Genomic DNA, 21,058 nt, shown 5'->3' on the forward strand with positions numbered 1-21,058 from the left:
CGAAGGAGAGACGGGCCGATGGGCACATCTGGAGAGAGTTAGAAGCGGACGCTCACGCTGGTTGAGAAAACACGTCCGTTCTTGTAGATCGACGTCGGTGCCGAGGGCGTCGAGCTATATTGATAATAGGTTTCATCCAGCAGATTGGATGCCGTCGCGGTCAACTGGATCGCATCGGAAATTGCGTAGGAAATCTGCGCATCCACCTGGCGATAGGCGGCGGTGTAATCCTGCGACTGCTGACGCCCGAAGCGGTAAAAATATTTCGACCGACGGTTGTAGCTGACGCGTGCCTGGATCGGGCCACTTTCAAAATAGGGCGAGATCTGGAAGGTGCTGCGCGACAGATAGGGCAGGCCATTGGCAAAGGGCGTTTCCGCATCGGCAAAAGTGTAGCTCGCCTGGACGCCGAAACCGGCGATCAGGTTGGCGTTACCCTACAGCGAGAAGCCCGTAACCTTGGCCTTGCCGCCATTGACCGGACGCGAGATCGAATAATCCAGCGTCTGGCCGGTCACTGGATTGGTAAAGGTTACACCATCCTGCACCGCGTTGCCGACATAGTTGGAAATATCGCGGTAAAAGACTTCGGCGGACAGGAAGCTGCCCGGTGCGAAATACCATTCGGCAGACAGGCCGTAATTGGTCGCCGCATAGGGTTTGAGATCCGGGTTGCCACCGCCGCCCGACCGGGTCGCATCGTCCAGCGAGATCGACCCGGCAAGGTCGGAATAGCGGGGACGCGCCATGACCTTTGCCGCAGCGGCGCGCAAGACGACCTGATCACCTGCATCATAGATCAGGTTGATCGAGGGCAGGAAACGATCGTCACTGTTGGACACGCGGGTCAGTTCAAACGCACCATTGCTCTGAACATAGAAGTTCGAGACGTCCTTGGTATGAACGAAACGGACGCCCACGTTACCGCGCAGTTTGCCAGCCTCGAAATTCGCCTGGACATAGGCCGCGCCGATCTTTTCATCGACCTTGAAATATTCGTTTCGCGCCAGGCCACGGTCAATCTGGACATTGCCATATTGGTCAAGCGCCGCGATGATGCCGTCCTTGTCCAATGTAGCATATGGCGTGCCATTTCCGGTCGTCCCCAACCCCTTGTACAGATCCTTGTCGAGCACATAAAAATCAAGGTCACCCAGAGTGAAATTCTGGTTGGTGAACACCGCGTTGCTGAAGGTCGTATTGCTGTTGGAATGGTCGGCAAAGCGCGCGCCGAACAGAAGGTGGGTAACCGGTCCCCAGTTCACTTCATGCTTGAAGTTCAGTTCGCCGAACTTCTCGTCATCCTTGGTGAAGGCAGACTGGAGCGGAATGCCGCCAATCTGCCGACCGAAAAAGGCTACGCCGCCATTGGCCGCCTGATCGGAAGGGCTGAGATTTTCGCCACCAACGGCGGTGAAATTGCTGAGCCATTTGGTTGGATCGCTCGCCGCGGAGTCCCAATCGACGATCGTGTTCTTGCCATTGGCGCCAGCGGTAAAGCCCTGCTTGGTGCGGAAATCGAGCAGATATTCAGGGTCCTTGCCGCCAGTAGCCTTGGTATAACCCGCATTGCCGGTGATCAGCCAGCCTTCCGGCTGCCAGTCAAGCATTGCAGAGAATGTGTCATTCTTGACGCGGGTGCGGCGAAAGTTGGTGTCGAGTTGGCCGGTGGCACCGTTCGTGCCATCCGGGATGCCAGCGAAGGTCGCCGACGTCACGATGCCGTTGGAGGATTGCGCACTCAGCATGCGCGAACCTTCAAAGCCATAGGTGTACATCGAATTGGACACATTGTCGTAATTACCGCGAATGATCAGCGCAGTGCCGGTCAACGAAAGGTTTTCGGCCGGGCGGAACTGAACAGCGCCATTGAAGCCGATGCGTTCACGCTCCTGCTTGAAGAACTCGCGGGCCAGGAAGGACGCATAACGGGAGTCGCTGAACTCGGTGCGTTCGGCATTGGTCAGGTCGGAAATCCGCTTGCCGTTGACGAGGGCGCTGGAATTTGCGTTATCGAGCAGAGCGGCGCCAGTGCGGTACCAGTAGGATGCGACACCTGCCCGGCTCAACTGCTCCTTGTCATAATTGACGGCGGCCAGCACACCGAAGGTCTCATCCTGGTTCTTCCAGCTGTAGAGTGCTGAACCGCGTAGGCTGCCACGGCTCGCGCGATCGTTATATTCATAGCCGCCGTTGAAGCGGAAGGTGTTGGCGCTTAGGTCCAGCGGCTTACGGGTAACGACATCGACGCTGGCACCAATCGCGCCTTCCTGAAGGCGGGCTTCCGGCGTCTTGTAGACGATCGCCTGGCTGACGATGGCCGGTGCCAGCAGCGAATAGTTGAAGGTGCGGCTCGACCGGTCGGACGGATTGCCACCCCAGTCGGCGGACGCGACCGAATGGCCGTCAATGGTCAAGCGGTTGAGCGCCGGTTCGACGCCTGCGATGGACAGCTGCTCGCCCTCGCCAAACTGGCGATCGACGGTGACACCGGGAAGGCGGGCCAGCGAGTCCGCAATGTTGCTGTCAGGGAATTTGCCGACATCTTCGGCGCTGATGACATCAACGATCGAATCTGCCTTGCGCTTGATTTCGATCGCATCGCGCAAACTCGCGCGGTAGCCCGTCACCACGATGTTGTCCTGATCGCTGGACGCTGATGCTTGCGGCGCGTCCTGCGCCTGAGCCGTAAAGGACACAGCGACCAGAGCGCTGGTCGTCAATAATGCGATATGCCGCAAAGTCATGAAAAAGTCCCCCAATTGCGGCGCTGCGCGCCGACAACTCCCCGGCCATATTGCTGGCCGCCCGATTCTTCCCAACGCTGTGGATTCAGGTCGAACCTGATAACCAAATCCACGCTTTGGTTATGTCCATGTTATATTCAGAACCGGCAAAATCTACACAAAAATGACATGTCACCGGTGTCGGCGGAACAGGGACGCATAAATGACTGAATTTTAGATATGAAAATAGCTTTCCAAAACATCCCATTTGCGCAATGGGCGGTCAGTCCCTTGCGAAATCAGTATTTTTACAATCGTTCACATGGCATTCGCGTAGAATCAGGCGCGGCCATGGTGGGCAATGCGGCAATCAAATGGTACCATGGTGAGGGGCATATATCATGTGCGTTTCCCGTCTTGCGACAAGACCAATTCAGGCTTTATGGGGATATGGTTCGTCAGGCGCGGAAAACTGTCGCGAACGCTTATGTACCCCGTCATGGGGCGAGTGAAGAACCAATCAGGCGAATGATCGGGTGGATATGGTAGGAAATAGCCAGGCAATGTTGGCCGGTGTCGAACTGGGCGGAACGAAGGTGGTCGTCCTGCGTGCGCAGGGGCAAAAGATCATCGACCATCGCACCATCCCGACCACCACGCCGCAAGCGACATTGGGTGCTGCGGTCGATATCCTGCGCACCTGGCATCATGAAACGCCCTATGCAGCAATGGGGATCGGCAGTTTCGGTCCGTTGCAGCTCAACCGGCAGGCGCGCGATTTCGGCGTCATGTTGCCAACGCCCAAGCCCGGCTGGGCAGGCGCTGATATCTACGCCAAGCTAACCGCTCCATTCGATTGCCCGGTGGTCATCGACACTGACGTAAACGGCGCAGCGCTGGCGGAATTGCGGTGGGGCGCCGGCGCACAAGGGCCGGTGCCATCCGACAGTCTGTGCTACATCACCATCGGCACTGGCGTCGGCGGCGGCTTTGCCTTCAACGGGCGCACCGTCCATGGTGCCCTGCACCCTGAAATTGGTCATATTCAGGTACGGCGCGCCCCGGGCGATGATTTCGCCGGTTCCTGCCCCTTTCACGGCGACTGTATCGAGGGGCTGGTTTCAGGTCCGGCTCTGGCCCGGCGCTTTGGTGCGCCCGGACACAGCATTGCCAGCGACGATCCGCGCTGGGATTTCGTCGCCAGCGATATCGCCCATCTGGTCACCACGATCCTGATGAACACGGCCGCGCAACGGATATTGATCGGCGGTGGCGTTGGTACGGGCCGCGCCGACCTGCTGGACCGGATACGCGCCACGGCCGTGACGCTGGCTGGCGGTTACCTGCCCTATATCAGCGACGCGACTATTGCGTCGGTTGTCCGCACGCCCATGCTGGGTGATCAGGCCGGGCCGCTGGGCACAGTCGCACTGGCGCTGGATGCGCTGAACGGGATCGACCGACTCTAAGTAAGCTATCGAGTCAGATCCTGCCCGATGATGTGCAGGGTCCGATCGTCGATACATGCAACGCCGCGCACGTCGGTGATGGTCGCTAGGGCATCAATATCCACCGGGCGTTGCAAGGAAATCCGCAGCCGCCCCGCAACCAGGCGGGTATCGACAATTGCCTCAGCCCCGCCCAGCGCCGCCACAATATCGGCCCGCGCTTCGACTGGCGCAGATGCTGGCGGCTCCGCGACGACCGGTGCGATTTGCGACGGAGCCACAGCCTGTGTGGTGGCCAGGCGGATTTCCTCCGAAACCTGATCTGCGATCGGACCAATGATCACCTGCACCGCCTGCGCCGACGGACGCAAGACAGCGACGGCACCGAGCGCCTTGAGGGCAGCGTCGTTTACACCAGCCTGATCCCTGACCACTAGGCGCAGCCGCGTAGTGCAAGCGCCGATCGTCTGGAGATTAGCGCTGCCGCCCAAGGCCGCCAGATAGGCCGCGCCGCGTTCCCCGCCTTGTGTGACGGCATCGGGCTGCGCTTCGGCTGGCTGGCGGCCTGGCGTCGCAAGGTTGAAGCGGCGGATGGCGAAAGAAAAAATGCTATAATAGGTCAGGAAATAGGCAACCCCCACCGGCAACAGCAGCCATGGCCGGGTCGCACGACCGAAATTGAGCAGATAGTCGAACAAACCCGCGGAAAAGCCGAAGCCCAGCCTGACGCCCAGCACGTCCATGATCACCATCGCGATGCCAGTCAGCACGGCGTGGATGGCATAGAGCAACGGGGCGAGGAACATGAAGCTGAACTCGATCGGCTCCGTAACGCCGGTCAGGAAGGATGTCAGCGCCAGGCTGAGCAACATGCCGCCGACCGCCTTTTTCTGGTCTGGCAGCGCCGCGCGATATATGGCGAGGCACGCTGCGGGCAGCCCGAACATCATCACCGGGAAAAAGCCCGCCATGAACGCCCCGGCATGGGGGTCGCCAGCGAAGAAACGGCGCAAGTCGCCCGTCGTGCCGTTGAAATCGCCCAGCACGAACCAGGCGACATTGTTGAGAATATGGTGCAGACCGGTCACAAGCAGCAAACGGTTGATGACACCAAAGCCGAACAGGCCCAGATGGCCGGACGCAACCAATCCATGGCTGGCATGATCCAGCCCGGCATCCAGCATTGCGTAACTGCCCCCGACCGCCAATGCCAGCCCCACCCCGGCTGCTCCGGCGACGATCGGCACGAAGCGTCGACCGCCGAAGAAGGACAGAAAGGCAGGTACGCTGATCGTGGCGTAGCGGTTATAGAGCGAACCGCCGATCAAGCCGGACGCAATGCCGATGGGCACGTCCAGCCGGGCAAAAGCCCTGGCCTTCCAAGCCTGCGCAACGGTTTGCGCCAGCGAGTCGGTCAGACCGGCAATCACATCGGACGGGACGGCGATCAGCGCGCGCCCTCCGTGCATGGTCACCAGATAGCAAACGACCCCTGCAAGCGCCGCCGCGCCATTGCCGTCGCGCGCGATCCCCGTAGCGACGCCGATGGCAAACAACAGACCCAGGCTGGAAAAGAGCGCGTCGCCTGCCGCTGCCAGCAGGGGAATGCCCAGCAGGTCGGGCTGGCCCAGCCGCAACAGCAACCCGGCAATCGGCAATACCGCGATCGGCAGCATCAGGGCGCGACCGATCGGCTGGAGCGATCCGACAATCTTCCTCATTGCGACAGCCCTTCCTCGAAACGACGCGCCAGCGCGCGTACCTGATCGGCGGATTCCAGTTGCAGCGCCGCTTCAGCATGACGGCGACACTCAGCAATGGACAGGCGGCGCACCAACGCATTGAGATCAGGCACAAAATGGGGTGCGGCCGACAATTCGGTGACACCCAGCCCCAGCAATAGCGGGATTGCAAGCCGGTCTGAAGCCAATCCGCCACAGACACCGACCCACCGCTTGTGGGTACTCGCACCGGCCGTCGTCAGCGCAATCAGGCCGAGTACCGCTGGATGGAGACCATCGACACCAGCCGCGACCGCCGGATTGCCGCGATCCATCGCCAGCGCATATTGGGTCAGGTCATTGGTGCCGATCGAGAGGAAATCGGCATGGCGCGCCAGCATCGCGGCGGTGACGGCGGCGGCTGGCGTTTCAACCATGATGCCGACTTCGACCGGATGATCAATCACCAATTCCCGCCGCAGCGCATCCACCCGTTGCCGCACCGCCAGCAATTCGCTGACGCTAGCGACCATCGGCACCATGATGCGGCATTGGCCATGTGGCACGACCGACAATATGGCGCGCAATTGCCGGTCGAGTATGTCTGGCATGGCAAGGCCGACGCGAATACCGCGCAAACCCAGCGCTGGGTTTTCCTCTGCCGCTATCGGCAGATAGCTGGCCGGTTTGTCCCCGCCAATGTCGAGCAGCCGGATGATCAGCGGGCGGCCGTCCAGCCGCGCAGCGATGCGGCCGTACAGTGCCGCCTGTTCGGCGATGTCCGGCGCGCAATCGCGTTCGAGAAAGAGAAATTCGGTGCGGAGCAGGCCCGATCCTTCGGCACCATTTGCCATGGCGATATCTGCGTCGTCCAGCGAACCGAGATTGGCGAATGCCTCGATTCGTATCCCGTCGCCACTGACGCAGGGCATCGCGGCACTGGCAACCGCGTCGGCGCGCGCCTGCGACCTGCGCACGACTTTGGCTCTTGCCGCCGCCAGCGTCTCTGGCGCGGGATCGGGCAGGATCAAACCATCATCGGCGTCAAGGATGAGCGGCGTTCCGTCGGCAATGGCAAAGAGCGGCCGCCCCACCGCGACCAGCATGGGCAGCCCCCGGCTGGCGGCCAATATCGCGACATGCGATGTCGGGCCACCGCCTTCCAGCGCGATACCCACCACATGCGTATCCAGCGCCATGACCTGCGAAGGCACAAGTTCGTCAGCCAAAAGGATCGTGCCAGGCGGGAAGGACGGGACTTCATCCGGGGTGCCGGTCAGAATATGCAGCACCTGCCGTTCCAGATCGAGCAGATCATCGGCCCGCTCTGCGAAACGCGCGTCGCCCATGGCCCGCATCGTTCCCGCCATGTCGCGGCAGGCGTGCCGCCATGCGTGGCCGGCATCGCGCCCCGCATCGACATGCGCAAAGGCGCTATGTTGCAGCGCAGGATCGTCCAGGAAGGCCGCATGGGCGCGGCGGATGGCCGCATCGGCATCATGGCCGCCAGATTGTGTCAGTCGCTGCCGCATCACATGGATCGCGTCGTTGAGGCGCTGATTTTCCACATCAATACCCTGCCCGTCGCGCGGCAGGTCAATATCAACGACGCGCAGCCAATGCGCAGTGCCGACACAATAGCCGGGCGCAGCGAGTGTCCCGCCCAGCGCGCCGTCCGGCAGTATGCGTGAGCCGGACAGCATAGGCTGGACGGCGACGGGATGCCCTGCCCCTTCAATCTCGTCCATGCCGCTTTCAATCAGCGCGCGGATAGCGGCGACAGCCGCCGCCGCATCCTCGCCCGTTGCCACAATGTCGATCTGGTCGTTCAAGCGAATGCCCAGCTGCAAAAGGCCGATCGGCGAGCGGGTCGATGCCTCACACCCGTCCTTGACCAGCCAGCTGGTCGCGACGAAGGCGCGGGCCGCTTCGCCGATGCGCGCAGCAGGTCGGGCATGGATGCCATGGACCATCGGAACGCATAGGGTGGAGGTTGCTCGGTTTGCGCCATCCGTCGTGGCGACCAGTGCTACGGCCGCTTCGACTGGCTCCAGATACAATATGCCTTCGCCAACGCCCACCAACTGCCCGGTAACGCAGCGTTGGATACGGAAAGATTCGGCGTTGGTGATGATAATCGGTGTGATCAGTGACGGGACGGATTGTGCCACGGCATCGAGATCGAACCGGATGAGCGGCTGGCCGCGCGCCACCCGATCACCCACGGTGACCAGCGGATCGAACCCCTTGCCGCCCAGCGCAACAGTGTCGATGCCCAGATGCATCAGCACCTCAACCCCGCCCTCGCCACGCAATGTCACGGCATGGCAACTGGCGTGCAGGATCATGATTTCGCCATCGCACGGCGCGTGGAGCAACCCGGCCAACGGGTCTATCGCAATGCCATCGCCCAGCATCCGGCCGGAAAAAACAGCATCCGGCACATCGTCCATGACCGTTGTCCAGCCATGCAGCGGGGAGGTGAGGATGATTGATCCCATTGCGTTCCCTTCATCCCGGCCATCCGCCAGGAGCCAAATTTCAACCTGCGCCGAACAGGCTCAGAATAGCCGCTGACCGCCGATCCATGTGCCGCGGACCCGAAGATCCCGGTCCAGCCAGACGAAATCCGCGCGATGGCCTGGTTCGATCATGCCATAGCGATCCGACAGGCGTAAAAATGCAGCCGGGTTGACGCTTGCCATAGCCACAGCCTCGTCCAGCGAGACGCCAATGCCGTGCATGTTCCGCACCGCCTGCGCCATGTCGAGATCCGATCCGGCCAATGTCCCTTGCGCATTGACGCAAACCCCGTCCTCTACACGGATCGTCTCGCCATTCAGGACGAAACTCTTGTCGTCGCATCCCACGGTCGGCATGGCATCAGTCACAAGCATGAACCGATCATGCGGACGGGCAGCCAGTGCCACGCGGATTGCGGCAGGGTGGGCGTGGACACCATCCATGATCAGGCCGCAATAGAGCGTGTCATCCTCCAGTACGGCACCGACAACGCCTGGCTCGCGATGATGCAGCGGCGACATGGCGTTGAACAAATGCGTCACGCCCCGTGCGCCAGCATCAATAGCCGCGCGCGTCTGGGCATAAGTCGCGTTGCTATGGCCAATGCTGACGATGACACCCGCGCGTACGAGCGCCTCTACCGCAGCAGGATCATTGGCTTCAGGAGCCAAAGTCACCATCACCACACCCCATCTGGGCCGGGTAAGTAGAGCAATGGCTTCGTCGTCAAGGGGACGAAAATGTGCCGAATCATGAATGCCGCGTCGCGCGTCGGACAGGAATGGACCTTCGATATGGATCCCGACCACCCCGGGCACCCCACCCTCTATCGCCTGATCGACGACGTCGAGCGCAACCGCGACATCCTCCAGCGGTGCGCTGATCAGCGTCGGCAGAAAAGCGGTCGTGCCAAAGCGCGCGTGCGCGGCGCCAATCCGTCTAATGCTGCGGGTGTCGATGCGTTCGTTGAACAATATACCGCCGCCGCCATTGACCTGGGTATCAATAAAGCCGGGGACTAGATAGCCGCCTTCCAGATCAATGGCAGTCGCGCTATCGCCGATCGGCACGAGTTCGCCGATCAATTGCCCGTAAATATGCAGCACTACGCCATCGAGTGCGCGTCGTCCGGTCAATATACGGCCGTTGCGAAACCCCGTCATGCTCATCGGGTTTCAGTGACCTTGCGCAGATAGGGTGGCTGGTCTGGATCAAAACCGCGCGCGCGGGCAAGCCGTTCGGCAGCGGCATAGAAGGACTGGATAAGCAATATCGGTTCCAGCAGTGCATGGGTGGCGAGCGTGGGCAGCGGACTGTCCGCGCCCGCGCGACAATCGGCCAGCAGCACATTGGCACCGCGATCGGCAAATTGGGCAGCAGCAGCCAGCACATCATCGCCGGATTTGTCGGATGTCGCAAAGGCAATGACCGGAAATGCCTGGTCTATAATGGCCATCGGGCCGTGGCGCACTTCCGCGCTCGAAAAACCTTCAGCATGGAGTCCGCAGGTTTCCTTGAGCTTGAGCGCTGCCTCCTGTGCAATGGACAGACCATAACCCCGACCTATGATGAACAGATTGCGCGCATCCGCCAGCGCATCGACCAAAGGGGTCCAATCCAGTTCATAGGCCATGTCGAGCATGGTTGGCAGGCGGGCAAGGGCATCGCGCAGACGGGCATCATCGCGCCACCATGCCGCGATTGCCGCCAGCCCTGCGAGTGAGGCAATGAAAGACTTGGTCGCCGCAACCGACGTCTCGGTTCCTGCGCACAATGGCAACAGGCAGTCAGCCATCGTTGCCAACGGCGAATCTTCGTCATTGATGAGTGCAACGATATAGGCGCCAGCAGCCTTGTACCGCTCGACGGTCGATAGCAGGTCAGGGCTGCGGCCCGACTGGGAAATGGCGATCAACAGCGCGCTGGTTTGCTGGAATTCTGTCGAAAAGACCGAGGTGACCGAGGGCGCCGCCGACGCAACGGGCAAGCCAAGCAGCGTTTCGATGAGATATTTGCCGTAGGTCGCGGCATGATCGGACGATCCGCGCGCGCAGGTGATCACCAGAGTCGGCGGGCTGGCGCGCAGTCTTTGCGACAGGGCATCAAGCGCCGGGCCATTGCGTGCAAGAAAACGGGCAACCGCTTCGCCGCCCTCTCCTGCTTCCTGCCGCATCGCGGATGTCCCGGATTGCAGCTCAACATTGGACATCTAACCCCCTGACGCGCGACCGACCGCGCTACGTTGCGTTAAGTTCGGCAACGACGTCATAGGCGTCGCCCCGATAATAGGATTGGGTAAATTCAACGGCTTCGCCGTCCGCCAGAAAGCCGCGTCGTTCAATGAACAGGCCTGCATGGCCCGTTTCGACGCCCAGCCGCTTGCACTGCTCCAATGGGAAATGCATCGCGCGCAGCCGTTGCAATGCGCGCACCGGCCGATTGCCGACCGCTTCCAGCGCGGCATAGAGCGAATCATCGACAGCACCGACGCCAGACAGGCAGCGCCCGACAATCGTGGAATATTCGATTGCCATCGGCACATCGTCGGCAAAGCGCATACGTTGAAAACGATAGACCTGCGTGCCGGGCGATAGGCCAAGCGAGAGCGATTCTTCAGGTGTCACCAGCCCTTCGGACTTGGCCAGCCACTTGCTGCTGGGACGCCGCCCCCGCGCAATCATATCCTCGGAAAAGGACGATAGTTTTGAAAAGCTTTTTTCGACGCGCGCAGCCACGAACGTCCCTGCGCCACGCCGACGCACGACAAGCCCTTCCTGTGCCAGTCCGTCAATCGCCTTGCGCACCGTGATGCGCGAAACGCCATATTCCACCGCCAGATCCCGTTCGGCAGGGATCATATCATCCTGAACCAGCAGGCGCGTTTCGATGGCCTGGCGCACCAACTGCTGCAATTGGAGATATAATGGAATTCGCAGGTCTTCCCGCAACTGCCCGATACGGTTTGAAAAGGACGTCATAATACCCCCGGAATAAGTCGGCATCCCAAAGGACCGAACGTAGTGGAGGGTTTGATCAAGCACAACCGAGGGTTTAGGTTATATAATGGTATTGTTCAAGTCCTATTTTTCATCGGTAGGATCATCTCCTAACATGGACACCAAGGCGAGGACAGGCCAATCTCCAAACGCGCGCGCAAGTGAAGGTAAAGGCGAGAATCTAAGAGAAACTGGCATATCTGCCACACATTTTGTCGATGGCTGGAACATATGGCCAAATCCTGATGACCATGAATTTGCCACATATCATTTATTTTACAGTGGTTTAGCGTAATTTTTCGTTTTTCGACGCCCAAAATGCATTTTTCAGTGGATTTTCCCGATTCAGGATATACCATAGTCGATACCACATTCACATTATATAATACCTGTGAATAACCAGTAGCAGCGCCTGGTTGGATTGCCGGGTCCGCCTGCGCGACAAAATCGGCGCATGCGCCAGAGGATTTAGGGACATTAATGGTTTTGCGACATTCCTCATCATTGATTGCGCAGCCGTCGGCTCCTGAGTCCTCGCTGGACTGTGCCGGGATTGGCATCCAGGCAAACCTGCGCAACGCCGTCGCTCCTGCCGAGGCGCGGGCAACGCCACCCCCTTTCTACAAGAACGAACGCGCCTGCGTCGGCAGCATCAACATAGGCTTCTGATCGTGTGGGGCTGGTCCATCCGTCAGGGCATGGCCTGTATCAACGGTGTGACCGACCTTTCCGTTCCTCCCTTATGCCTGTCACTCTCCAAACGGCAGGCATATTCTAGGCAGGCAACTGCCGCGGGCGGCCCACTGCACGGGGTCGCCCGTCCTTGTTTCCAGAACCGGCGGGATGCACAAGGGTATCCGCCATAGCAAAGGAGCTTACGCCGATGCGCCGCCTCCTCGTCCTGCCCATATTGGCTGCCGCGACGGTAGCCCATGCAGCACCCGCGCCACCATTGATTCCCATGCCTGCGCAAGTCATGCCGGGCACCGGGATGGTGCGGATCGGCACCGGTAGCATCATATCCGTCCCCGATGGCGATGACGGAGCGAGCGTGGCCGCGCAGCTGTTGATCGAACGGGTCATGATGGATCGCGGAATGAAATTGTCCAGCGGATCGGGCGGAACCATTCGCTTCCAGCGCGATCCGGCGATTGCGGGCGGGGAAGCCTATCATCTGGTGATTGACTCGCGGGGCGTGACCATCAGCGCCAGCGGGGATCGGGGGTTGATATGGGGTGCGATGACCCTTGCCCAGCTCCTGTCACCCGATGCGCAATTTGGTCATGCCGTTGTGCTGTCGGCCATGACGATTTCAGAGGCGCCGCGCTTTGCCTGGCGCGGGCTGATGATGGACGTGGCGCGGCATTTTCAGCCGATCGAGACGCTCTATCCTATCGTCGATGCCATGGTTGCGCAGAAGCTGAATGTCCTGCACCTGCACCTGACGGATGACCAGGGATGGCGGGTGGAAATCAAACGCTATCCCCGGCTGACCGAGATTGGGGGATGGCGCACGCCGCCATCATCGGGTGGCGAGCCAGGGCCGAAGGTCGGCGGCTTCTACACGCAGGCGCAGTTGAAGGCGCTGGTCGCCTATGCGGCAGAGCGCGGTATCACCATCGTGCCGGAAATCGACATGCCGGGGCACGCACAGGCCGCTGTTGCGGCCTATCCGCGAGAGGTTGGCGTGCTGGGCGATCAGCCGGGAACCGGCCATGACTGGGGCGTCAATCCATGGCTCTTTTCCCCGTCCGAACGCAGCATGTCCTTCATCCGCAACGTGCTGGATGAAGTGCTGGCAATATTCCCGTCGCAATTCATCCATGTCGGCGGGGACGAGGCCGTGAAGGACCAGTGGCAGCGATCGCCGCAAGTCCAGGCGCAGATGGCCGCGCTCGGCCTGAAAACCGAAAACCAGATGCAAGGATGGATGATCGCCCAGCTTGGCGAATATCTGACGTCGAAGGGGCGCCGCCTGATCGGCTGGGACGAAATATTGGAAGGTGACGTGCCGACCAGTGCATCGGTCATGTCGTGGCGCGGGGAAAAAGGTGCGGTCGACGCGGCGAACAAGGGGCATGACGTGGTCCTGTCACCCGCCCCCAACCTGTATTTCGACAATCTCCAGTCCGACCGCAGCGACGAACCGCCCGGCCGTCTGGCGGTGCAAACGCTCGAACAAGTCTACAGCTATGATCCGGCACCGGCGGGGATTGATCCTGAACGGATTAAGCATGTGCTGGGCGCGCAGGCCAATGCCTGGTCGGAATATCTGGCGACCGCCAAGCAGAAGGCACATGCCATATTCCCGCGCCTGTCGGCACTGGCCGAACTGACCTGGTCCCCTAAGGACAAGCGCGACTGGAAAGGCTTTGTCGCCCGCCTCGATCCGCAAATGCTGCGCTACCAGCGTGAGGGCATCGCCGCGGCCGACAGCGCCTTTGCCGTCAATTTCAGGGTGCAGGGCAGCCGGGGTGACGCCCTGCGGAGCGGCAAGGTTAGGCTGGTGATGGATACGCAGGCGGGGGCGGGTGCGATCCGCTACGCCAGCAATGGCAAGGCATCGGCCAAGGCCCGCGCCTATGCCGCCCCTGTCACCATCCCCACCGGTACAATGGTGGAAGCTGCCGCCTTTCTGGCCGACGGACGGCCTGCCGCCTTGCCACGCAGGTTCGATGCGTCCCGTGCCGCGCTGCTTCGCGCCACAGCGTCCGATCTGTCGGCCTGCCCGAAAGGCGCGCTGGGCCTGCGCGTGCCGCTGCTATCCGGGCAGAGCGACGATGCGCCGGCCTTCAACGTCAATATCTTCGACACCTGTACCCAATGGACTGGTGCGCCGCTGACGGAAGCGAGCGGCGCGACCATCCATGTCGCACGCCTGCCGCGCCATTATGGCCTGGCGCATGAAGCGAGCGCGTTGCGCGAACATTATGCCGTCACCGCCCATGGCGAGTTGGTGGTCCGCGCAGGCGGCTGCGAGGGCGCAGTCCTGGCCAGCTTCCCACTGCCTGATCCGCACACGGCACCCAGCCGGATGCAGTTCCGCACGGCGCTGGTTGAACAGAAGAGCGACGCGGATATGTGCTTTCAATTCACGTCATCGTTGTCCGATCCTTTCTATGCAGTAGAAGCCGTCACGCTGGAGGATCGCCGGTGATCTATCGCGCCGTTGCCCTGCTGATCGCTGTCGCACCAGCGACGCTCATGGCCGCCCCGCGATCGGAATATCGGCTGGACCAGGGCTGGGAATTGCGTCTGGCCCCGTCTGAAACAGAGGCGATCAAGGCGCATCCGAAAGCGGGACGATGGCTGCCCGCCACGGTGCCGGGAACGGTGCAGACCGACCTGATCGCGCAGCAATTGACGCCCGATCCGTTCGTGGGGTTGAACGAAGCGACGATCCAGTGGGTAGGGCGCAGCGATTGGGATTATCGCGGACGGATCAATGCGACGGCAGCGCTGCTGGCGCGCGATCATGTCGATCTGCTATTCGACGGCCTCGACACCTTCGCCACGGTGCAGGTGAATGGCATGACGGTCCTGTCCACCGACAATGCCCATCGCCGTTGGCGGGCGGATGTGAAGCCGCTACTGAAAGCCGGCACGAACGAGATATTGATCCGCTTCTCCTCCCCGCTCAAGATGTTGCAGCCCAAGGTGCTGCCGCTCGCCAATCCGCTGCCCGGCGAATATGACAGTGTCTTTGGTGACGAGCCGGAAGCGCGCCAGACATCGCCCTATATTCGCAAGCCGAAATATCATTATGGCTGGGACTGGGGGCCACGCATTCTCAACATCGGGCCGAATGGTCCCATCAAGATCGATGCGTGGGATGCCCTGCGTATCGGGAGCCTGCGGGTCGTGCAGGAAGCGGTGACACAAGCGGAAGCCCGCATCGCCGCTGATGTCGAACTGGTCGCCGATCGCGGTGGCCAGGCACGGGTGGACATGACGGTCACCGGTCCCGATGGCCGGGCGTTCATTTCCACCCGCGACATTCATGTCAGCACTGGCGTGAACAGGGTTCTTGTCCCGCTCTCTATATCGCAACCGCAACTCTGGTATCCCGTCGGCTATGGCGCGCAGCCCCTCTATAGCGTCCAGACCCATATTCGCTTCAATGGCGAACCGGTGGACAGCGCCACCCGCACGACCGGGCTTCGCACCGTCGAACTGGTGCGGGAAGCCGACGCGAAGGGACGTGGCTTTCAGATCAAGGTCAACGGCCTGCCGATCTTCATGAAGGGCGCCAATGTCATCCCGTTCGACAGCTTCGCACCGCGCGTGACGGCGGACCGTATGGCATCTATCCTGACCGATGCCCGCGACGCCAACATGAACATGGTCCGCATCTGGGGCGGCGGCCATTATCTGCCTGACAATTTCTATGACGCTGCGGATCGGCTGGGCCTGATGGTCTGGCAGGACTTCATGTTCGGCGGGGCAGTAACGCCCTATGACCGGGATTTCCGCGAAAATGTACGTATCGAGGCCGAAGAGCAGGTCGACCGGGTACAGGCGCATCCCTCGATCGTGCTGTGGTCGGGCAATAATGAAGTGCTGTCGGGCTGGGAAAACTGGTCGGACCGCATCGCCTTCAAGAAGCGGGTGGGTGCCGACGAGCAGGAACGGGTCGGCGTCGGCATGGCCATTTTGTTCAACCAGGTGTTGCGCGATGCGGCCGAACGACGTGATCCCGATGTGCCCTATTGGCCGGGATCACCCAGCACCAATTATGAGGGCAAGCCGGACGTTGATGGCGATGGCGATCGCCATTATTGGGACGTCTGGGGCGGTAAGAAGCCCGCGACTGCCTATCTGGAAAGCTGCCCCCGCTTCATGTCCGAATATGGGCTTCAGGCGATGCCGGTCATGCCGACCATCCGCGCCTTCGCAAAGCCGGAGGACCTGTCGATCACATCCCCCGTGATGCGCGCCCACCAGAAATTCCTGAAGGGTGAAGGCCAGGAGCGTCTGCTGCTCTATATCGAGCAGCGTTATCGTACGCCCCGCGATTTTGCCGATTTCGTCTATCTGAGCCAGGCTATGCAGGCCGATGGCATTGCGCTGGGCGCGCTGCACCACCGCGCCTGCCGCCCCGAAACCACCGGATCGCTCTACTGGCAGCTCAATGATGTCTGGCCCGGCGCGTCCTGGTCCAGCGTCGATTATTATGGCCGCTGGAAGGCGCTGCACTATGTCGCGCGCCGCTTCTTCGCGCCGGTGGCCATTGCCGCAGGACGGCGGGACAGCGGCATGACACAAGTGTCGCTGATATCGGACCAAACAACACCGATGACAGCGCATTGGCGGCTGCGTATCGTTGATGTGGACGGCACGGCTCGCATCGTGAAGGTAGGCGAAGCAACACTTGCCCCCCTGTCGGCGACAAGCATTGCCGACATGACCGACGACGCCCTGTTCGGCGCGGCCGACCGGACGCGCAGCTTTGCTGTTGCGGAACTGATGGTGGACGGACAGCCCGTGTCTCGCGTTCTGGTGTCTGCCTTACCCGAAAAGAGCATGGCCCTGCCGGACCCAGGCCTGACGACGTCATGGTCGACCGGGACAGACGGGAAGCCGCAACTGACCGTGACGACAACCCGCCTGACGCGCGGTCTGTGGATCGGTTTCGGCGCACACGATGCCAGCGCGTCCGACAATTATATCGACCTGCTGCCCGGAGAGAGCGTGACCGTTTCCATCACATCCAGCGTGCCCACCAAGCAACTGAAAACAGCGCTGGAACTGCGTCATCTGGGGTCGGGCAAGTGAGCGCCATTCTGTGCCTGCTTGCAGCGGCGACGCCGTCGGTCGCCCCCGATATTGCGGCGAAAATCGCCAAGATGACGCCCGCGCAAAAGGCGGCACAGTTGCAATCGAGTGCCCCGGCGGACGGCCCAGAACTGCCCGCCTACGACTATTGGAACGAGGCGCTGCATGGCCTTGCCCGCAATGGCGTCGCTACGGTGTTTCCGCAGGCGATCGGTTTGGGCGCGACGTGGGATCCTGACCTGATGGAGCGGATCGGCACGGTCGTTTCGACCGAAGCGCGCGCCAAATATAATGGCCTGCCGGGACAGGACCGGCGGCGCTATCAAGGTCTCACCATCTGGTCGCCCAACATCAATATTTTCCGCGATCCGCGCTGGGGCCGGGGACAGGAAACCTACGGCGAAGATCCGCTGCTGACCGGCAGCCTGGCCGTCGGCTATGTGAAGGGGTTGCAAGGACCGGACCTGTCGCAGCCGCGCGTCATCGCCACGCCCAAGCATCTGGTCGCGCATAGCGGTCCGGAAGCCGGGCGCGACAGTTTCAATGTCCAGTCCAGCGCCTATGACATGGAAGCGACCTACCTGCCCGCCTTCCGCATGGCACTGACCCAAGGCAAGGCGCTGTCGGTCATGTGCGCCTATAACAGTGTGCATGGGGTGCCGGTGTGTGCATCCGACTGGCTGCTCAACCAGCGGGTTCGCAAGGATTGGGGCTTTGATGGGCTGGTCGTGTCGGATTGCGACGCCATCGGCAACATCAACCATTACCAACGCTATCGTCAGACCAATGCCGCTGCGTCGGCGGTAGCGATCAACGCGGGCATGGACCTGAATTGCGGCAAGGCCTATGCCGCGCTGGACAAGGCATTGGCCGAGGGGCTGACGTCGAACGAGACGGTCGATACCGCGCTGGCGCGCACTTTTGTCGTGCGCAAGGCGCTGGGCGACGCATTTGGCGCGAAGAGCCGGTGGGACGGCATCGACGCCGTCGACAAGACGCGAAATCAGGCGCTGGCGCTCGAAGCGGCGCGCAAGTCGCTGGTCCTGTTGCAAAATGACGGCGTCCTGCCGTTGAAACGGGGTGCGCGGATTGCGGTGATTGGTCCCAATGCCGACAGTCTGGATGTGCTGGAGGCCAATTATCATGGCACGGCCGCTGATCCGGTAACTCCGCTGGCTGCGCTGCGTAAAAGGTTCGACGTCCATTATGCCCAGGGATCGACCCTGGCGGAGGGGGTGCCGGTGGTCATTCCCGAAACCGCCTTTGCCACGGGACTGAAGGCCGAATTTTTTGCTGACCCGGCCATGACGGGCGCGGCGATGGTCACCCAGACGCATAAAAGGATCGATTTCGACTGGAACCGGACGCCCCCAGCGCCCGGCATTCCGTCCGATCGCTATGGTGTGCGCTGGACCGGGACGTTGATGCCGGAAGGTGCAGGCAGGCATATATTGCGCATAGATGTGCCGCGCTGTTTCGATTGCAATGGTCATGATGCGGTGCGGCTGTGGATCGACGACCAACCGGTCATCGCCGACACGGGCGACAATAGCCAGGTCGAGGTGCGGCTGGACTTCGATGATGCGCGTCCTCGCAAAATCCGGCTGGAACTGTCGCACGCAAGCGAGGATGAAGGCATACGGCTGACCTGGGTTGCGCCGCCTTTACCCCAGCGCAGCTTTGCTGTTGCACAGGCACGGACCGCCGATGCGGTGATTGCCTTTGTCGGCCTGTCGCCAGCGGTCGAGGGCGAGGCCTTGCAGATCGAGGTGCCGGGCTTTTCCGGCGGCGACCGCACCGACATCGCCTTGCCGCAAGCGCAGCAGCAATTGCTGGAAGCGGTAAAGGCGACAGGCAAGCCGCTGGTGGTGGTCCTCCTGTCCGGCAGCGCGGTCGCGATGCAATGGGCCAAGGACAATGCCAATGCGATCATCGCCGCCTGGTATCCCGGCCAGGCGGGGGGGACGGCGATCAGCGACCTGATCGAAGGGCGCTATGCCCCATCGGGTCGCCTGCCGGTCACTTTCTACACCAGAACGCGCGACCTGCCCGCCTTCGTCGATTATAATATGCGCGAACGGACCTATCGCTATTTTCATGGCACCCCGCTCTGGGGCTTTGGTCACGGATTGAGCTACACCCATTTTACCTATGACCGTATCGAAGCGCCTTCAGAGATTGCCGCCGGCACCACGCTGACCGTCAAGGCGCGGCTGCGCAACAGTGGCGATCGCGACGGTGAGGAAGTGGCGCAGGCCTATCTCATACCGCCTGAAAAGTGGCAGCGTGTCGGCGATTTCAATGATCCGGTGCTTCGCCACAGCATGATCGGCTTCCAGCGGGTGATCCTTCAAAAGGGCAAGGACAGGATGATCAGCTTCACGCTCGATCCGCGCGCCTTGTCGACGGTGGATCGTGATGGCCTGCGGGCGGTGCGGCCCGGTGCCTATCGCCTGTTCATCGGCGGGGGGCAGCCGGGCGCGGCAAGCGGCGTGGAAGTTCCCTTCACGATCAGCGGAATGCAGGAATTGCCCAAATGAGGATAGACCGCCGGTCCATGATCGCCGCCAGTCTGGCCATGGCCGCGACGCCGTCCATCGGCGCTGTGCCGCGGGTCGCCAGCAAGCGCCCCGCCCCTGCCGACCGCCGTTTCTCCAGCCCGGCGGTGGAGCGGGAAATCGCCCGCATCTCGGCGGGGATAGGCGATCCCGAACTGCGGTGGATGTTTGGCAACTGCTATCCCAACACACTCGATACGACCGTGTTCATGGCAGAGGTGGACGGCAAGCCCGATGCCTTCGTGATCACCGGCGACATTGAATGTCTGTGGCTGCGCGACAGTTCGGCGCAGCGACCAGCCTGCCCTGGGCGCTGGCGGATGATACCGAGATGAAGCCGGGCGTTGCCGAACGGAAATGGGAAGTGGACTCGCTCTGCTATCCGATGCGGCTGGCCCATGATTATTGGCGGGTGAGCGTCGATTCCGCGCCATTCGATGCTTTGTGGCGAGAAGGCGCGCGGACCAGCATCCGCACTTTCCGTGAGCAGCAGCGCGTGGATGGTCCCGGTCCCTACCGTTTCTTGCGCCGCGACAAGCTGGCCACCGAAACGCTGATCCTGAACGGCTATGGCGCGCCGACCCGCAAAGTCGGGATGATCCACAGCATGTATCGCCCGTCCGACGACGCCTGCATCTTTCCTTTCCTCGTCGCGGCCAATCTGTTTGCAGTGGCCGCGCTGCGCAAGCTGGCGGTGGTCGCGAGCGAGGCGGCGCAGGATAATGCGCTGGCCAGCGATGCGAGGGCGCTGGCCGATGAGGTCGAGGCCGCCACCCGCGCGCATGGCACGATGATCGACCCGACGACGGGCGACCGGCTCTGGGCCTATGAGGTGGATGGTTTTGGCAACGGCCATTTCATGGACGACGCCAATGTGCCGAGCCTGTCGGCACTGGCCTATCTGGGCGCGCTGCCAGCCGACGACCCGTTGTTCCGGCGGACGGCGGCCGCAGCCTGGAGCGAGCGCAATCCCTATTTCTTCAAGGGCCAGGCGGCGCAGGGCATTGGCGGTCCCCATGCCGGGCTGCGTATGATCTGGCCGATGGCGATCATCATGCACGCCATGAACAGCGACGACGACGCCACCATCCGCCAGTGCCTGCGCTGGCTCAAGGCCAGCCATGCCGGGACCGGCTTCATGCATGAAGCGTTTGATCAGGACGATCCCAAGACCTTTACACGCCACTGGTTCGCATGGGCCAACGGCCTGTTTGGCGAACTGATGCTGGACCTGGCGCGGCGCAAACCCGCACTGCTGGGAGAAAGATTGTGAACCACCTGACCCGCCGCGCGCTACTGGCAAGCAGTGGC

General features: G+C 61.6%; 9 protein-coding genes and 2 pseudogenes. 5 read left to right on the forward strand and 6 right to left on the reverse strand.

Annotation, left to right across the window (positions count from 1 at the left end; genetic code table 11):
* Positions 1-38 precede the first annotated feature (38 nt).
* Positions 39-2,747: pseudogene (locus EBBID32_RS17675) on the reverse strand (TonB-dependent receptor).
* A gap of 542 nt (positions 2,748-3,289) precedes the next feature.
* Between EBBID32_RS17675 and EBBID32_RS17680 the strand changes: the two are divergent.
* On the forward strand, positions 3,290-4,195 hold the full coding sequence (locus EBBID32_RS17680; protein WP_006962437.1) for an ROK family protein: 906 nt from the start codon (positions 3,290-3,292) through the stop codon (positions 4,193-4,195).
* A gap of 5 nt (positions 4,196-4,200) precedes the next feature.
* Here EBBID32_RS17680 and nagE read toward each other — a convergent pair whose 3' ends face one another.
* The 5 genes from nagE to EBBID32_RS17705 are packed head-to-tail and all read right to left on the reverse strand — an operon-like array spanning position 4,201 to position 11,396.
* On the reverse strand, positions 4,201-5,895 hold the full coding sequence (nagE, locus tag EBBID32_RS17685) for an N-acetylglucosamine-specific PTS transporter subunit IIBC (RefSeq protein ID WP_006962440.1): 1,695 nt from the start codon (positions 5,893-5,895) through the stop codon (positions 4,201-4,203).
* Positions 5,892-8,396, reverse strand: a complete 2,505-nt coding sequence (ptsP, locus tag EBBID32_RS17690; protein ID WP_006962442.1) for a phosphoenolpyruvate--protein phosphotransferase — start codon at positions 8,394-8,396, stop codon at positions 5,892-5,894. The genes nagE and ptsP overlap by 4 nt, the downstream gene beginning before the upstream one ends.
* A gap of 60 nt (positions 8,397-8,456) precedes the next feature.
* Positions 8,457-9,587 carry an N-acetylglucosamine-6-phosphate deacetylase gene (gene nagA / locus EBBID32_RS17695; RefSeq protein WP_006962444.1) on the reverse strand — a complete coding sequence of 377 codons (1,131 nt, stop codon included), beginning with the start codon at positions 9,585-9,587 and terminating at the stop codon, positions 8,457-8,459.
* Positions 9,584-10,627, reverse strand: coding sequence for an SIS domain-containing protein (locus tag EBBID32_RS17700; protein WP_006962445.1), 1,044 nt, complete (start codon positions 10,625-10,627; stop codon positions 9,584-9,586). The genes nagA and EBBID32_RS17700 overlap by 4 nt, the downstream gene beginning before the upstream one ends.
* 28 nt (positions 10,628-10,655) lie before the next feature.
* The gene (locus EBBID32_RS17705) at positions 10,656-11,396 is read right to left on the reverse strand and encodes a GntR family transcriptional regulator (RefSeq protein ID WP_006962446.1); all 741 of its coding nucleotides are present in this window, start codon (positions 11,394-11,396) and stop codon (positions 10,656-10,658) included.
* A gap of 901 nt (positions 11,397-12,297) precedes the next feature.
* Between EBBID32_RS17705 and EBBID32_RS17710 the strand changes: the two genes are divergently transcribed.
* The 4 genes and pseudogenes from EBBID32_RS17710 to EBBID32_RS17725 all read left to right on the forward strand — a co-directional run bounded on the left by EBBID32_RS17710 (position 12,298) and on the right by EBBID32_RS17725 (position 21,020).
* Positions 12,298-14,571: a beta-N-acetylhexosaminidase gene (locus EBBID32_RS17710; RefSeq protein ID WP_006962448.1), complete on the forward strand. Its 2,274-nt coding sequence runs from the start codon at positions 12,298-12,300 to the stop codon at positions 14,569-14,571.
* Between the two features lie 47 nt (positions 14,572-14,618).
* Positions 14,619-17,189 carry a glycosyl hydrolase 2 galactose-binding domain-containing protein gene (locus EBBID32_RS17715; protein ID WP_051093375.1) on the forward strand — a complete coding sequence of 857 codons (2,571 nt, stop codon included), beginning with the start codon at positions 14,619-14,621 and terminating at the stop codon, positions 17,187-17,189.
* Positions 17,186-19,729, forward strand: a complete 2,544-nt coding sequence (locus tag EBBID32_RS17720; protein ID WP_006962452.1) for a glycoside hydrolase family 3 C-terminal domain-containing protein — start codon at positions 17,186-17,188, stop codon at positions 19,727-19,729. Before EBBID32_RS17715 ends, EBBID32_RS17720 begins: the two co-directional genes overlap by 4 nt.
* Positions 19,726-21,020 (forward strand): annotated as a pseudogene (locus tag EBBID32_RS17725) (glycoside hydrolase family 125 protein). Before EBBID32_RS17720 ends, EBBID32_RS17725 begins: the two are co-directional and overlap by 4 nt.
* The last annotated feature ends 38 nt before the right edge of the window (positions 21,021-21,058 follow it).

The sequence above is a fragment of the Sphingobium indicum BiD32 genome (assembly GCF_000382885.1).
In the GTDB taxonomy this organism is placed as follows: domain Bacteria; phylum Pseudomonadota; class Alphaproteobacteria; order Sphingomonadales; family Sphingomonadaceae; genus Sphingobium; species Sphingobium japonicum_C.

Coding starts and splice junctions, on each gene's coding strand:
- EBBID32_RS17680 (WP_006962437.1), top strand. CDS start 3,290: ATGTTGGCCGGTGTCGAACTGGGCGGAACGAAGGTGGTCGTCCTGCGT.
- nagE (WP_006962440.1), bottom strand. CDS start 5,895: ATGAGGAAGATTGTCGGATCGCTCCAGCCGATCGGTCGCGCCCTGATG.
- ptsP (WP_006962442.1), bottom strand. CDS start 8,396: ATGGGATCAATCATCCTCACCTCCCCGCTGCATGGCTGGACAACGGTC.
- nagA (WP_006962444.1), bottom strand. CDS start 9,587: ATGAGCATGACGGGGTTTCGCAACGGCCGTATATTGACCGGACGACGC.
- EBBID32_RS17700 (WP_006962445.1), bottom strand. CDS start 10,627: ATGTCCAATGTTGAGCTGCAATCCGGGACATCCGCGATGCGGCAGGAA.
- EBBID32_RS17705 (WP_006962446.1), bottom strand. CDS start 11,396: ATGACGTCCTTTTCAAACCGTATCGGGCAGTTGCGGGAAGACCTGCGA.
- EBBID32_RS17710 (WP_006962448.1), top strand. CDS start 12,298: ATGCGCCGCCTCCTCGTCCTGCCCATATTGGCTGCCGCGACGGTAGCC.
- EBBID32_RS17715 (WP_051093375.1), top strand. CDS start 14,619: ATGGCCGCCCCGCGATCGGAATATCGGCTGGACCAGGGCTGGGAATTG.